10 protein-coding genes and 1 rRNA gene are annotated in these 14,255 nt (G+C 58.0%); all 11 read right to left on the bottom strand.

Features of this window, described 5'->3' with window-relative positions; genetic code table 11:
* Positions 1 to 346: 346 nt before the first annotated feature.
* The gene (locus ACFSR7_RS20985; protein ID WP_378164999.1) at positions 347 to 1,348 is read right to left on the bottom strand and encodes a Gfo/Idh/MocA family protein; all 1,002 of its coding nucleotides are present in this window, start codon (positions 1,346 to 1,348) and stop codon (positions 347 to 349) included.
* A 24-nt stretch (positions 1,349 to 1,372) separates the two neighbouring features.
* Positions 1,373 to 2,305, bottom strand: coding sequence for an aldo/keto reductase (locus tag ACFSR7_RS20980; protein WP_378164997.1), 933 nt, complete (start codon positions 2,303 to 2,305; stop codon positions 1,373 to 1,375).
* 47 nt (positions 2,306 to 2,352) lie between these two features.
* Positions 2,353 to 3,063 (bottom strand): ThuA domain-containing protein, encoded by a 711-nt coding sequence (locus ACFSR7_RS20975; RefSeq protein ID WP_378164995.1) that lies wholly within the window; start codon positions 3,061 to 3,063, stop codon positions 2,353 to 2,355.
* 94 nt (positions 3,064 to 3,157) lie between these two features.
* A complete protein-coding gene (locus tag ACFSR7_RS20970; protein WP_378164993.1) occupies positions 3,158 to 4,138 on the bottom strand; it encodes an alpha-L-fucosidase in 981 nt (326 codons plus the stop codon).
* Positions 4,131 to 5,963, bottom strand: coding sequence for an alpha-L-fucosidase (locus ACFSR7_RS20965; RefSeq protein WP_378164991.1), 1,833 nt, complete (start codon positions 5,961 to 5,963; stop codon positions 4,131 to 4,133). The genes ACFSR7_RS20970 and ACFSR7_RS20965 overlap by 8 nt, the downstream gene beginning before the upstream one ends.
* Before the next feature lie 90 nt (positions 5,964 to 6,053).
* Positions 6,054 to 7,685 (bottom strand): extracellular solute-binding protein, encoded by a 1,632-nt coding sequence (locus tag ACFSR7_RS20960; RefSeq protein WP_378164989.1) that lies wholly within the window; start codon positions 7,683 to 7,685, stop codon positions 6,054 to 6,056.
* A 70-nt stretch (positions 7,686 to 7,755) separates the two neighbouring features.
* Positions 7,756 to 8,637: a carbohydrate ABC transporter permease gene (locus tag ACFSR7_RS20955; RefSeq protein ID WP_378164987.1), complete on the bottom strand. Its 882-nt coding sequence runs from the start codon at positions 8,635 to 8,637 to the stop codon at positions 7,756 to 7,758.
* Between the two features lie 16 nt (positions 8,638 to 8,653).
* Entirely contained in the window at positions 8,654 to 9,565 is a 912-nt protein-coding gene (locus tag ACFSR7_RS20950) for an ABC transporter permease (protein WP_378164985.1), read from the bottom strand.
* A gap of 189 nt (positions 9,566 to 9,754) precedes the next feature.
* On the bottom strand, positions 9,755 to 11,458 hold the full coding sequence (locus ACFSR7_RS20945) for a cache domain-containing sensor histidine kinase (protein WP_378164983.1): 1,704 nt from the start codon (positions 11,456 to 11,458) through the stop codon (positions 9,755 to 9,757).
* Position 11,459: 1 nt separating this feature from the next.
* The gene (locus tag ACFSR7_RS20940) at positions 11,460 to 13,004 is read right to left on the bottom strand and encodes a response regulator (RefSeq protein ID WP_378164981.1); all 1,545 of its coding nucleotides are present in this window, start codon (positions 13,002 to 13,004) and stop codon (positions 11,460 to 11,462) included.
* Positions 13,005 to 13,928: 924 nt separating this feature from the next.
* Positions 13,929 to 14,045, bottom strand: a 5S ribosomal RNA gene (rrf, locus tag ACFSR7_RS20935).
* Positions 14,046 to 14,255: the final 210 nt, after the last annotated feature.

The following is a 14,255-nucleotide window of genomic DNA, read 5'->3' as shown; positions in this document are numbered from 1 at the left end:
GGCCTCGTTCATTCGCCGCAATGCCTGCAAATATACATCTTTTTATGCCGATGTCGACCCGTTTGGACAGAATAGATGCTAAAATGCAGTTCATTTCCTTCATCAGCCCGATTTCCGGCTAGCGCTTTGCATTTACCTGCATATTCATATTTGCAGGTATTTCATCCAGTATCGCATGTAGCAAAAAATACCTGTACAAATGCAGGTCTTCAACCGCCAAGCTATCGAAAATGCCGGGACGAGGACAGCGCGCGTCATAGTATGCGAACGGTCGCCGATTTATACTTCCTGATCTTGCAAAAAAGGAGCCGCCCCGGCGGGGCGCAGCTCCTTTTTGCATTCAACATTATTCGTAGGGAACCGGCAGCTCCTTGCCCGCCTTCGCCGACCGTTCCGTCGTCTCGATCACCGCGATAATCCGCCTGGTCTGCTCCGGCGTCACGGTCAACGCTGCGCCCGTCGTCAGATGAGAGGCGACATTTTTATAAAATGCATCATGCCGATCCTTGAAGTAAGGTATCTTCGACTCCACCTGCAGGCCGTTCACTTCGGTCTGGAGCGTCAGGCTGCCGTCTCCGTAATCGACCACGGCGCCCTGGGTTCCGAGAATCCGGCGATGCGCCTTCCCGAGACGCGCGATGGACGATTGCTGCACGAAGGCGACCGCGCCGTCCTCGTAGGCGATGATGCTGTCCATCTGATCTTCGTTGGACACGTCGTACCATACCCGCTTATGAATGAAGCCCCGTACCGACGCGATCTTACCCGGCAAGAGGCCGAGCAGCCAATCGAGGTAGTGCGCGCCCCAGTCGTAAAATACGCCGCCCGATATCGCTTTGTCCGACCGCCACCAGGTACCGGGATTATAGTAGCCGCCGTGATACATCTCCACGTGGAAAATGTCGCCCAGGATGTCCTTGCGTATCAAATCCTGCACAGCCAAATACCAGCCGTCCCATCTCCGGTTGTGATAGACGCTCAGCATCAGCCCTTTGTCCGCCGCCAGCCGGACGAGCCGGTCGGCATCCTCGGCGAAAATGCACATCGGCTTCTCCAAAATGCAGTGCTTGCCGCTCTCAAGCACCTGTGTCGCCAGCGGCGCATGCGTATTGTGCGGCGTGATGACGGTGACAACGTCGATATCGTCGCGGGCGAGCAAGTCCTCGACTCGCGTATAAACGCCGATGCCGGGAAAATCCTGGCCGGCCTGCGCCGCTCTCGCCGCGTCCAGATCGCAGGCCGCGACGAACTCGATGCCCGCCGCGATCATTTGCTCCGCATGCGCCTTGCCCATATTGAAGGCGCCTCCGTAGCCGATTACCGCGCCTTTGCGTTTGTTCCCGTTCAAGCTGTTTCTCCCCTTCCGTTGATGTTAGGACAGCGGACAGCTCGTGTCGATCTCCGCGAGCTCCGCCTTGGATAGCGCCACGTTGATGGCGCCGAGGTTATCCTCCAGCTGCGCGAGCGACTTGACGCCCAGGATCGGGATGACGGCTGGCCCCTGATGCAGCAGCCAACCCAAAGCCAGCTGCGCCAGGCTTACGCCACGCCGGTCTGCGATCGCCTGCAGCCGTCCCACCGCTTGCGCCTTTAGACGGTTGTCTTCGGCCTGCAGATCCCATTCCGCGCCGCGGCTGCCTGCCGGCGCCTTGTCGACGCCGCTGTACTTGCCGCTGAGCCAGCCGCCGTGCAGCGGCGAATAGCACAGCGTCGCCAGGCCATACTTGTGGCTGACGGGCAGGATCTCCCGTTCGATATGCCGGTCGAGCAAGCTGTAGGAGGGCTGGTTGCTGGCGAGCCGCTCCAGGTTCATCCGGTCGCTCGCCCAGAGGCTCTCGACGATCTGCCAGCTCTCAAAGTTGGAGCAGCCGATATATCGGACCTTGCCCTGGCGGACGAGATCGTCGAGCGCCCGCATCGTTTCTTCGATCGGGGTAGCTGCATCGGGCCTGTGAATCTGGTACAAATCGATATAATCCGTCTGCAGATTGCGCAGGCTGTTCTCGACCTGGCGCATAATCCGGTGACGGCTGGCACCGGCACCGTTGGGCCCCTCCTCCGTCCGAATGGCGAACTTGGTCGCCAGTACGATCCGATCCCGTTTACCCTTCAGCGCCTGTCCGACCACCTCCTCGGACGTACCGTACAGGTCCGCCGTATCGATAAAGTTAATCCCGGCCTCGACGGCCCGATCGATGACAAGACGGGCGTCTTCCGCGCCGATGCCCCAGGAGCCGAATGTCATCGAGCCCAGGCAGAGCCGCGACACCTCAAGCCCCGTTTTTCCCAAATGCGTATACTCCATGCCCCGTTCTCCTTCCTTTATTAACCGTCACACTGCCCGGCCTTCCGTTAGTTCGCTACTTCGCCGGTAGCCGCCCACTCGCAGCCGCGCAGGAGGACGTTCTGAAAATCCCGGCTTTCCACCGCGATCATGCTGGCGCCCTTGTATTCGCCCTCCGGATCTCCCGGCCAGACATGGCCAAGCAGATGATGATAGACGCGGCCTTGTCCGAACGCGAGTGTCGCGATCATCGGCTCGTTCCGGCCGCTGCCCCCTTTCTCCGGCGCCGAGTAGGCCGTCGCCAGGACACGCAGCGGCACGTCGTGGACGTTGACGAGACGGTGGTACAGCTCATCCCAGGTCCGGAAGCTGCCAAGCCCTCGCGTGACGGGATGATCCGCATCGGCGATCTCGACTTCGAATTCGTGGAATTCGCCGTGCCCGGCTTCCTCCCGGAATGCAAGGCCGATCGTCTTCTCGTAGTCGGTCCAGCCTGCGAAGGCATTGTTGGCGGCGTGCAGCACGACGACGCCCGTGCCGGCGCTTACCGCAGCCGAGAAGTTCGCACGGGCCGCCTCCCCCCAATCCTTGCCGAAGTAATCGAGGAAGAACAGCCGGTACTTCTGCATCTCATTGGCGTCCGCCAGCACGTCCTCCGGCCGTTCCGTCAGATCGACGGTAAATTTGCCGCTATCCTCCAGCAGCTTCTTGAAATACGGAGCGGTCCTCCGCCAGTCGTGATTGTTGTCTCCGGTTATCAGCAACGTATGAATCGCCAAGCTTCCTCACGCCCCCGCCTGTCTTAGTCCGTACGCCTCAATTCGTCCAACCTATTTCGACTATTTCAATCCGTCCGTCTCTTCATCCGTCTCTTCATCCGTCTCTCTTCATCCGTCTCTCCATCCGTATCTCTTCATCCATCTCTCTCAGACGCTCCGCCACTCGCGCCAGCCGGTCGGCCGACGGTTCGGAGAGCGTGCCCTCCTGATAAACGCCAATGTTCCAGGTCACGGCTCCGCCTTGCCGACGGCAGGCCGCCGTGTACGCGTACATCTCGTCTTCGGTGAAACGGGGCGGCGGGATCGTTCCCTCCGCATCCCTGTCATGCATCCAGAAGCAGTCCATCCAGACCAACGCCTGCCACTGCATGCCGTCGACCAGCGGTCCCGTCGGGAGCTGCTTCAGATCGTTGGCCTCCCCGCCGAGATAATCCTGCTCTGCGAACGCATAACCCATTTCGTCCGCGCCCGGATTCATCGACACGACGGCGGCCGGATTGCCTGCCTTGGCCGCGCCTGCCCAACTCGCATAATCGAAGCGCCCGTTGTTCCAGCCGTGGGTTCGCATGAAGCTCATCACCGCCGCGTCGTAGCAGCCGTCGAACCACCAGCCGTCAACCGCCGCCCCCCATCGCTCGGACCAGGACCGGATGAAGTCCATGTATCTTTCCTGAAAGACGGACTTATCGCTTGGATCGATATCCCAGCCGAAGGCGTCTCTCAGCGCTTCGTCCGCCGTATCGACCTCCGACGGCAAATAGGCGATAAACCGGATTCCTCTCGCTTCCAGGTTCGTCGCGATCTCGAGCGCCAGGTCCCGCTTCGAGCAGCGCCCGGGCAGCAGCGCCTCCAGCACCGGATTCGGCGAGCAATAATAGCCGTTGTTCTGCCCGAGCGTAAAGATGAGCCACTTTGCGCCGGTCGCCTCTACCTCGCGGCAGAAGGACGCGACGGGGAATGCGTCTACCAGCTCGTCCCAGTCTTCGATCGGGGCGCCATCCTTCGGCTTGACCTGCTTGAGATAGTGAACCATGAGTCCAAAAGGTCCCTGCTGCATCCAATCGATCTCACCCATTGTGAATTCCTCCTTCTACACCCGCCGCCTCGGAAAAGGGAGTCACGAGGTCCACGCTTTGTATGCCGAACGTCCCGGTGCCCGCATAATTGCCGTACACGGTCAGCCGCACATAGGCCGCTGTCTGTGGCGGAAAGTCCACGATCTGCGCGCCTCGCCGATTCCGCAGCGTGCCTTGCGCGACGGGGTCGCTCCAGTTCTCGCCGTCCCGGCTGAGATGGACGGCGTAGTCCTTGAGCCGCTCGCTGACCGGCGCGGCGTATCCGCCGGTCGTGACCGCGCCCATCTCCGCCTGCAGCACGCGGATGGCGGCGATCTCGCAATCGTCGTCCAGCCGCAGCGTGACCGACCTCGGCCACGGCGCTTGAGCTTGTGCTGCCTCGTTTTGTATCGCCTCGCTTTGCGTCGTCCCTCTCGAGTCCGGCTCGCTTCGTTCCGCCCCACTTCTTTGTTCCGCCCCGATGCCGCTCTCCGCGACCATAAACTTATCCCCCTGAATCAGGCGTACGCCAGGTGCCGTCTTCAGCTTGATCACCAGGTCCCCCTCCGTCGACACGGCCATCCAGGAGGGCACTTCAATGCTGAGCTGCCGCGCGTCCTGCGAGAACACAAGCGTCCGGCCTGTCTTCAGATCCGTCGCCTCCAGCACGTCGTAACCTGCGTCGGGCAAACGCAGCGTATTGCCAACCGGCGGCGTCAACACATGAACGTAATGCGTCCTGCCGTCCGGCGTGAGCGTCGTCGCCCCGTACGCGCCGTCGTTCCACGCGCCGGGCGGCCATCCGCCCTGGCCGTATCCGCCGCCGACCGTACCGTAGATCGCTTCCTCCGCCCAGGACATAAAGCGTTCGAGATGCGCCGTGAAGTCCTCCAGCGGCGCAGGAAAGTCGCCGCCGATCAGTGGACCGTAGCCCAGATTGGCATTCCAGGAGGCGCCGATTACGGAGACCAGTTGCTTGACGTAATAAGCGTTGGCGGGCAGTTCCTCGTCCGTGGGCCAGATCTCCGCCCAATCCGGCTGCCCGCGCCCGACGTAGAACCAGTTCAGCTTGATGCGAAACGCGTACTCCTTCTGCCCCGGACCCACCCAGGCCCCGCTGGCGTAATCGTAGTCCGGCTCGCATACTTTGCCGAATTCCTCCAGCGACATAACGTCCTCGTCCGCCACCGGCCCATGGCTGAAGTCGTTGTTGATCGTCACGATCCCCGGCGCGCGGGCATGAATGCCCGCGAATACCGGCTGCGCCTCCGCTTTGTCGTGATACCCGTCGAACCAGAAGCCCGCCAGCTTGGGATACGTATCGATAAGCTCATAGATGACATCCAGGCTGTAGGCAAGAAAGCCTTTATCCGTCGCGATGTCCACGTCCGCGTCGTTTTTGTAAGCTTGATAGGCTTCCTTATCCAGCCACGTGATGCCGCCGTGAACCGCATTTTTGGCGGAACGGTTAATGTAGACGATAACCCGGATGCCCGCGGCGTCGGCCGCCTCGATCAGCTCTCCCAGAAAATCGCGCCGCGTACACGGGCTCCCGGGAACCCCGGAAGGCCACACCTTCAGATAGCCGAGCTCGCAGTGGTAGGTCGCGATCGTGATGTACTTCGCCCGGAGCCGCTTGGCGGTATCCACCCAGCGTCCGGCGCTCCAGCCTGCGGCGGCCGCGGCCGTCTCGAACGCCTCCGGCGTCTCGTACGGATAGCGGACATGAGGTCCGAACGGATCCGCCTCATGCTCGCCGGTGAGCATACCCCAGTGCAAGAACAAGCCAATTCTCGCGTGATCGAACCAGGCTGCCAGCCGTTGTTCTCGTGTCGGTCCCGACATTCGCGCCCCCCTGTTCCGGAAGAAAGGCAGTCCCGCCCGCCGCAAGCGCGGTTTGGCCGACTGCCTTTCGAATCCTGCTGATTGCCAGCCTTATTTGAACACTTCGTCGTATTTTTGCTGCGCTTCGGCCATCACCTTTTCGCCGCCCATCTTCTTCCACTCGGCTACGAACTGGTCGAACTGGTCGAGCGGCCGCTTGCCGGTGATGAAATCGATGAAGGCCTTGTTCGTCAACTGCGTGAGACGGTCTTTGTACTCGTTAAAGATCGGCTTCTCGATCGGCTCGAGAATATCGTATTTGCCGACCGCCTTCGCTTCCGTTTCATTGCGGATGTCCATATATTTGCTTTTTGTCATATACGGCTTCAGGAAGTCGTAGTCGTTGAACGAGCCGGGGAACTGTACGAAGCCGACGCCGTATTTGGCCCGTTCGTCTTCCTTGTCGTAAGGCGGAATCCAATCGATATCGCCGTTGTTTTTGTTGAAGGTCACGCCTTCCTCGCCGTACGTTACTTTCTCGTAGGTAGGCGTATCGAAGCTGGTCGCTTCAAAAATTTGAATATACTTGATCATCTTGTCGCGGTCCTTTTCCAGCTGCTTGCCGAACTGCAGGCCGGAGCTGACGACCGGATTGATCTGTTGATCGCCTTTCTGGCCGTTCGGCCCCGTCGGCGCTCCGATAACGCCCCATTTAACGTTCGGGTTCTTGGTTACGATCTTCTCGTAGTAGTCGCCGCCGCTGAACGCGTCGGCCGGCGTGAAGTCCCACCAGGCGTTCGTCACGACGCCCGCTTTTTCCGAGATGATCTTGTCGTCCGCGTTGCTGTACTTGTTGACGACGAACTCCGGATCGATCAGCCCCTGCTTATACCACTTGGCCAGCACGGTCAGCGCATCCTTGGCCGCCGGCTCGATCTCGCCCCGGACGACTTTTCCGTTCTCTTCGGTAAAAATGTTGGGATATACGCCGTATGCGCCGAACACCGGTTCGAAAATGCTCGGGAACACGCCGGTCAAGCCGATCGTATCCTGTTTGCCGTTGCCATCCGGGTCGCCGTGGCTGAATTTGTCCAGCGCAACCTCCAGCTCGTCGAGCGTCTCCGGCACCTTCGTGATGCCTACCTTCTCCAGCCAATCCTGACGGATGCCGGTGGCGTGGAATCGCGGCCCGATTGACCACATGATCGGCATGGAATAGTTTTTGCCGTCGCGCATCGTGTACTGGAACGGATTGTCGCCCAGCTCCTTTTTCAGCCATTCCACATACTTCGGCGCATACTGCTCCAGCAGCTCCGGCGGAATCTCGGCGACGACGCCCTGATCGACGAACTTGTCGTAGTCGGCGAAGTTTTGGTCGTTGAACCAGTCCGGAATCTGCCCGGAGGCGATATCCAGCAGCAGCTTTTCGCGATACGTTTCGCTATTCCGCGGCTTCAGCTCAATGTTGACGTTGAACTGCTGCTCCACCGTTTTGACTGCAAAGCTGTCCTTATTCACCTTTTCCGGGTTGGTCGTCCAGAACATGACGTCCATCGGCTTCTCCGAAGCCGAGGCGGACGCAGACGATGAAGCAGATGAATTCGAGGCGGGCTGCGACGAGGCGCCCTTGTCCGCATTGTCGTTGCCGGAGCCGCCCGAGCAGCCTGCCAGCAGCGTACCGGCCAGTGCCACGCTCATGGCGCCGGAGAGAACGATTTTCTTTTTTGGCATAGTTTTCGGCATAAATTGATGCCCTCCCTGTCGAGTGTGTTGAAGCGCAAAGCCGATCTCGCTTTCTATTGAAAGGACCCGATCATCCTTTAATAGCGCCCAGCATGATGCCTTTGACGAAGTACTTCTGCACGAACGGGTAGACCAGGATCATCGGGATGACGGAAAACATGATGATCGTCGCCTGCAGCTGCCTGCCGGAGTACTGTGTCGTAGAACCGACTTTGTAGATGATCGTGTTGATGTCGTTCGAGTTGTTCTCGATGATAATTTTGCGCAGCACGATCTGCAGCACCTGCTTGTTCGGATCGGAGATATAAATCAGGCTGTCGAACCAGGCGTTCCAATGTCCCACGGCCACCCATAGGGCGACTGTCGCCAGCACGGGCGTCGATAGCGGAAGGATAATCTTGAGGAAGATCCGAAAGTACCCCGCGCCGTCGATCCGTGCCGACTCCTCCAAGCTCTCCGGGAGAGATCGGAAGAAGTTGCGGATGATGAACACATTAAACGCGCCGATAAGACCAGGAATCACGAGCGCCCATATCGTGTCGTACATGCCGAGCTTCTTGATGAGCAGGTAGTTGGGAATCAGCCCCCCGCCGAACAGCATCGTGAACAGGATGTAAGCCGACACCGCCCGGTTGAACGGAAGATCCTTTTTGGACAGCGGGTAAGCGGTCAGCGTCGTGAAGAACAGGCTCAGCGCGACCCCCAGCACGGTCCGCAGGATCGTGTTGCCGTAGCCGATCCAGAGCGGCTTGTACTGGAACACCATATGATAGCTGTCGAAGGAAAACGCGGACGGGAACAGCAGGATGCCCGATGAGTAAGCGGACTCGTCGGTGCTCATGGAGAGCACGACCTGGTTCCAGAACGGGTAGAGCGTGACGAGGACGATCAAACCGAGCAGCAGGTACAGCAGCCAGTCGAACGCCTTTTCTCCGGCCGTCTTGCGGATCATCGCTTCTCCTCCCCTCTCACCATAGCGTGTGCTCCTTGCCGCCGATCGATTTGACGATCCGGTTCATCGCGACGATCAGCACGAGCGCCACCAGCGACTTGAAGATGCCGATCGCGGTCGAGTAGCTGTACTCCATGTCCGTCAAGCCTTTACGGTAGACGTACGTGTCGATGATGTCCGCGACGTTGTATACGTTCGTGTTGTACAGGTTGAAGATCTGATCGAAGCCGGCATCCAGGATCGATCCCATCTGCAGAATCACCAGAATCGCGATGACAGGCACCAGCATCGGCAGCGTGATGTACCGGGCCCGCTGAAGCCGGGTCGCTCCGTCGATGACCGCCGCCTCGTACAGCTGGTCGTCGATGCCGGCGATCGCTGCGAAGTAGATGATGGACGCCCAGCCGAAGCCTTTGAAAATATCGGTGACCACGAGGATGGTCCGGAAGTATCGCTCGTCGGCCAGCATCAGGATCGGCTCGTGTCCGAGCAGCTTGATGATGGCGTTGACCGGACCCTCCAGGGAGAAGAAGTTGATGAAGATGCCGCCCAGTACGACCCAGGAGATGAAGTGAGGCAAGTAAGAAACCGTTTGCACGAATTTCTTGAACTTCACGTTCATGACTTCGTTGAGCATAAGCGCGAACAGGATCGGTACCGGAAAGCCGAAGATCAGCTTGTATACGCTGATGATCAGCGTATTGCGCAGTACGACGATAAAGTTCGGGTCGTTATAGGCCTTTTCAAAATACTTGAATCCCGTCCAGGGACTGCCCAGTATCCCCTGCGTGATCTTGAAGTCCTTGAAGGCGAGCACGATGCCGTACATGGGCAAGTAATTAAAAACGAAAAAGTAAATCAAAGCGGGGACCAGCATCAGCAGCAAAATACGGTATTGCTTCAGCCTGGAGCGCTTCCTCCTCTGCACGGGCGCAGTAGGCGCCCTCGCCGTTTCCAACGTCGTATCGATGTCCCTCGCTCCCCTCGGTGCTTGGCTTCTGTGTTAATCTTAGCAAGCGGGGCGAAGGATTTAATCATCAAATTTTTCGGATTCGTTTTGCTTTTTGGATCAAAAAACAAAAAACCGGCATGCGGCCCACCTGCCCGCGCTGCCGGCCTATCGTCTGTGTTTCGGAATGACGACGCTCATCCGCGTGCCCCGATCGGGCTCCGAGTCGATGAGCACGCCGTAAGGCTCGCCGAAAAAGAGGCGAAGCCGGTCATGCACGTTTTTCAGGCCGTAGCCCTGGGTCTGCGTCGTCAACAGGGCGTCGCGCACTTCGGCTTGCATGCCCGGGCCGTTGTCCTCGACGGTGAAAATGAGCTTGTCCGCCTCGGCCTTTCCCGCGATGCGAAGCCGGCCTCGGCCTGCCCTGATCCGGTCGATGCCATGCTCGATCGCATTCTCCACAATCGGCTGCAGCACCAGATTAATCATTTCGTATTCATATATCTCCTCGTCCAGGTCGTACTCGACGTCGAAGCTGTCGTCGTGCATTACGAGCTGAATGCGAATATAGCTCCGGATGTTGTCCAGCTCGTCCTTGACCGATATGACATTGCTCCCTTTGTTCAGGGAGGTACGGTAGAACCGCGACAACGAAGTCACCATATCGCTGATATCCTGCGCGTCGATCTGCAAAGACTTCCAGTTGATGATCGACAGCGAGTTGTACAGGAAATGCGGGTTGATCTGCGATTGCAGCGCCTTCAGCTCCGCTTCCGTCTGCACGATTTTGTTCTGGTAGGCTTCCTGGATCAGCTCGTTGATCCGGCCCAGCATATTGCCGAAGCGGTTGGTCAGCTCTCCGATCTCGTCGCGCGAAGCGCTGCCGACGGCGACTTGCAGATCGCCCCGCTCGACCTCCCTCATCTTTTTGTTCAGGCGCAAGATCGGATTGACCAGCGTATGGGAAAACAGCCAGACGAGCACGAGCAGGATGAGCAGACAGATCGCGATGACCACGACCGTCGCTTTCACGATGCTGCTCGAATCCACCGCGATTTCGTCGGAGGGAATGTAATAGGTGAGCGTCCAGTCCGGCCGCGTGATTGCCTTTTGAATGACGATGTATTTTACCTTGTCGATCTCTGCAATCCCTTGCCCCGAGGAGACGATGCGTTCTACCGTATCCGCCTTCTCTCCTGTCCCGTCCCGGTTGGAAAATACGATATGCTGCCGCTTGTCCGTGATCGCAATGCCGTAGCCGTCCGCGGACATATTGCCGAACCCGCCGAATACTTGCTGCGGATCGATCTTGAGATAGAGCACCGTGATATTGTTGTGAATGTACAAATCCGGAAATTGGCGCGCCGCGATAAATGCGCCCTGGCGGTAATGCCAGCCTGTAGCCTTCTCTCTGAGCGCGTCCTGGTACCAGTCCGTCTCTTTAACCTTGGACGCCGCTTGCATGTATTCGCCGATCTCGGGCAGATCGCTCTGGGAGTATACGCGCAGCTGCTGGATGTCGTCGTTGAGGTACAGCGTCATGTTGAAGTAGGGCTCCAGGTAGTTCGTGACGTCATAGGAGAGGCTGCTCAGATCGATGTACTGATTGCTGAAGATGCGCTGCAATCCCCCGTTCAGCACGATCGAGTTGATAATGCCCTCGTACCGCTCCAGCTTCGCGTTGAAGCCGTCCGAGATGGCGCTTACGGTCTCCCGCAGCCCTTGCTCGGCCTGCTTCTGCAGGAACAGCCTGGACTGGTTATACGAGTACAAGCCCAGGATCAGGATCGGGATCAGAATTACCGCCAGATAGGACAGCATCAGCTTGTGCCGAAGCCGCAAGTGGGTAAAGCCCAGCAGCCAGCGGTTCACATTAATCCTCTTCCCGGTATTGCGTCGGAGTCGCCCCGTAATAATTGCGGAAAATGGTGCAGAAATAAGAGAAGTTCGTGTAGCCGACCTCGCTTGAGATATCGATGATTTTCATGTTGGTCCGGCGCAGCAGCTCGCTCGCCCGCTTGAGCCGGTAAGCGGTGATGTACTTCACGATGCTCGTCCCCGTCTCGTTCTTGAACAGATGACTGAGGTAGCCCGGCGACAGATACACCTTCTCCGCCAGCGACTCCAAGCCGATGTCCTGCTTGTAATCCCGATGGATGATATGAAGGACTTCTTCAATGGCTTTTCGAGGCACCTCTTCGTCTTGCGGAATGTCCTTTGCGATCGTTCCCACCAGAATATGCTTCAGCTCGGCCAGGTTCTGGGTCTTATAAATCCGTTCCGCAAGCTTTTGAAAATCGTGTTCGCGCCCGCGCTCTCCGTTTTCCAGCAGCGCCTTCACGATCTCCGTGCAGACGTACTTCACGTAAATGGTCGAGCGCTTCCCGCTGTCCTCCATGTCGCGGAACAGCCGTTCGATCTGATCGCCTACCTTGTCCCGTTCGCGGCGGCCCATCAGTTGGACGATCTCCTCGAGCGTTTGTTGGAGGAGGTCCTGGGACGGCGGGGTTGACGCTTCGCCTGCCCCGGCGACGAACACGGCCGGCTCGCTACGGAAAAACTTGCTCTCCAGCGTCTGTTCCATCAGCTGGTACGCGCTGGCGATGGCGCTCGTGCCGTCCAGCGTATCGCTGAACACTAGCGTTGCGTCGGCGCCGTCTTCCTGCTTCAGCCGATACTGAAGGGTCCGGCCGAGCTCGCGCAGCTGTTCTTCGCTCCGCAAGTCTCCCGTCTCTTCATAAAGGAACAGCACGCTCTGGTATTCGTTCAAGTTGACGTAATCGATCGGGCACGGCAGCCACTGCGCCAGGCGGCTTGAGAACGTCTCTGCCACGGCGTCGAAAAACCGGTGCTCCGTATCCAGAAGCAGCAGTCGGAGCGGCGCTGTCCCGTCCCATTCCCATCTGGCTTCGCGCGCTCTCAGCCGCATTTTGTCCGCGGATGTCGTGCCATGAAGCAAATCGAGCAGCAGCCGTTCCTTCTCGTAGCGAAGCCCCTTATGATACCCCTCCAGCAGCTCGTTTTCCCGTACGTTCCGCTCCCGTTCCTCCTCGCACAGCTTGAGCACCCGCTGCATTACGTCCGTAAACTCGGCCACGTCTACCGGCTTCAGCAGGTAGTGGAAGACATCCAAATGAATCGCTCGCTTGGCGTAATCGAACTCGCCGTAAGCGCTTAATATAATCGTCTTGAGATTCGGTTGGATGGCCGCTGCACGCTCGGCAAGCTGCAAGCCGTCCATAAAAGGCATCTTGATGTCCGTAAACAAAATATCGACGGGGTGCGTCTCCAGGTAAGCAAGCGCCTTCTCCCCGTTCTCCGCATCCGCGACCTCGGCTGGAATCGCTTTCTTTTTGATCAAAAACCGAATGCCTTCGCGTTCGATCTTCTCATCGTCCACGACCAGAATGTTGAACATATGCCAGCCTCCTCGTTTAGAAACCCATCAAGTTTTCAGTCTACGATGTTATATCACGAACGAAGGAAACAGAGCCGCTCAAAATTAAAATCACTATAAACGATCATTGCCGACTTTGTAAATGGGAGTATGCGGCTGGATGGCGGTATTAGACAGTGTTTGAGCGACTCCATTTTTGTCGTAACGACTGCGTAGATCGCCAAATTCGGCATTCTTTCGGACACAGATGCCGTTATTTGTGCTCAGACTGCAATAACCGATTCCAAGTGGACACAGGATCGGCTAAAAAGATACCTCCAGTCCGTAAACGTCGAAAGTGGCCCGCTTTTTAGAAATAGCGGCGCCCGTGTCCGTCTCTCCTCGCACTGACTTGTGATCCATGGTTCCCCTGTCCCCGTATCGTCGTCCGCGTCGCTCTTTCGCCGCAATGCCTGCAAATATACATCTATTTTCGCCGATGTCGGCCCTTACTAGGCTGAAAAGATGCAAATGCACATTTATTTTACTTCTCCGGCCCCATTTCCGGCTTGAGCTTTGCATTTACCTGCATATTTGCATCTTTTCCATCGCATGTCGTTGGTCCGAAGAAAATACCTGTACAAATGCAGGTATTTCGACCCGCAAAACCATCGAAAAGCGCCAGCACGCCGTAAGTGCGCTTACCTGCCCCCACCATCGCCGTCCGATGGTACGTTCTGTAGAGTAGACTTCCTTGACCTTCGCCCACAGATCCCGGGCTCGGCTCTCTTTGTCACGGGGCTTCAACCTTAGGATCTCTCCACCAGTTGCTCGTCAGCTACGAGGCGACTTGGCTCTTACCTCGACCGGACTTCCACCGGCAAGTTGTGCCTAGCTTGACTTAGGCGCGCGACATGCACAAAAAAACCACCTTCCGAAGAAGGTGGTTCTCTCTTGCTGCTCTTAGCCTGGCGACGTCCTACTCTCCCAGGACCCTGCGGTCCAAGTACCATTGGCGCTGGAGGGCTTAACGGTCGTGTTCGAGATGAGTACGCGTGGGACCCCTCCGCCATTACCACCAGACCTGCTGTTTGGCTGCTGCCATACAGCTTTGCAGCTTCACAGAGCTTGCGCCCTGAAAACCGGATGCGAAACGAATATGCGCTTAGAAATGCTCTTACCTGTGCGGCTTGCCGTTTGTTCCTCGTAAGGAACAGTAGGATAAGCCCTCGACCGATTAGTACTCGTCAGCTGCACGCATTGCTGCGCTTCCACCCCGAGCCTATCAACCTC

This window comes from Cohnella sp. GCM10020058, from assembly GCF_042683485.1.
In the GTDB taxonomy this organism is placed as follows: domain Bacteria; phylum Bacillota; class Bacilli; order Paenibacillales; family Paenibacillaceae; genus Cohnella.
Note: the sequence above shows the minus strand (reverse complement) of the source record. Positions and strands in the feature narration are given on the sequence as shown.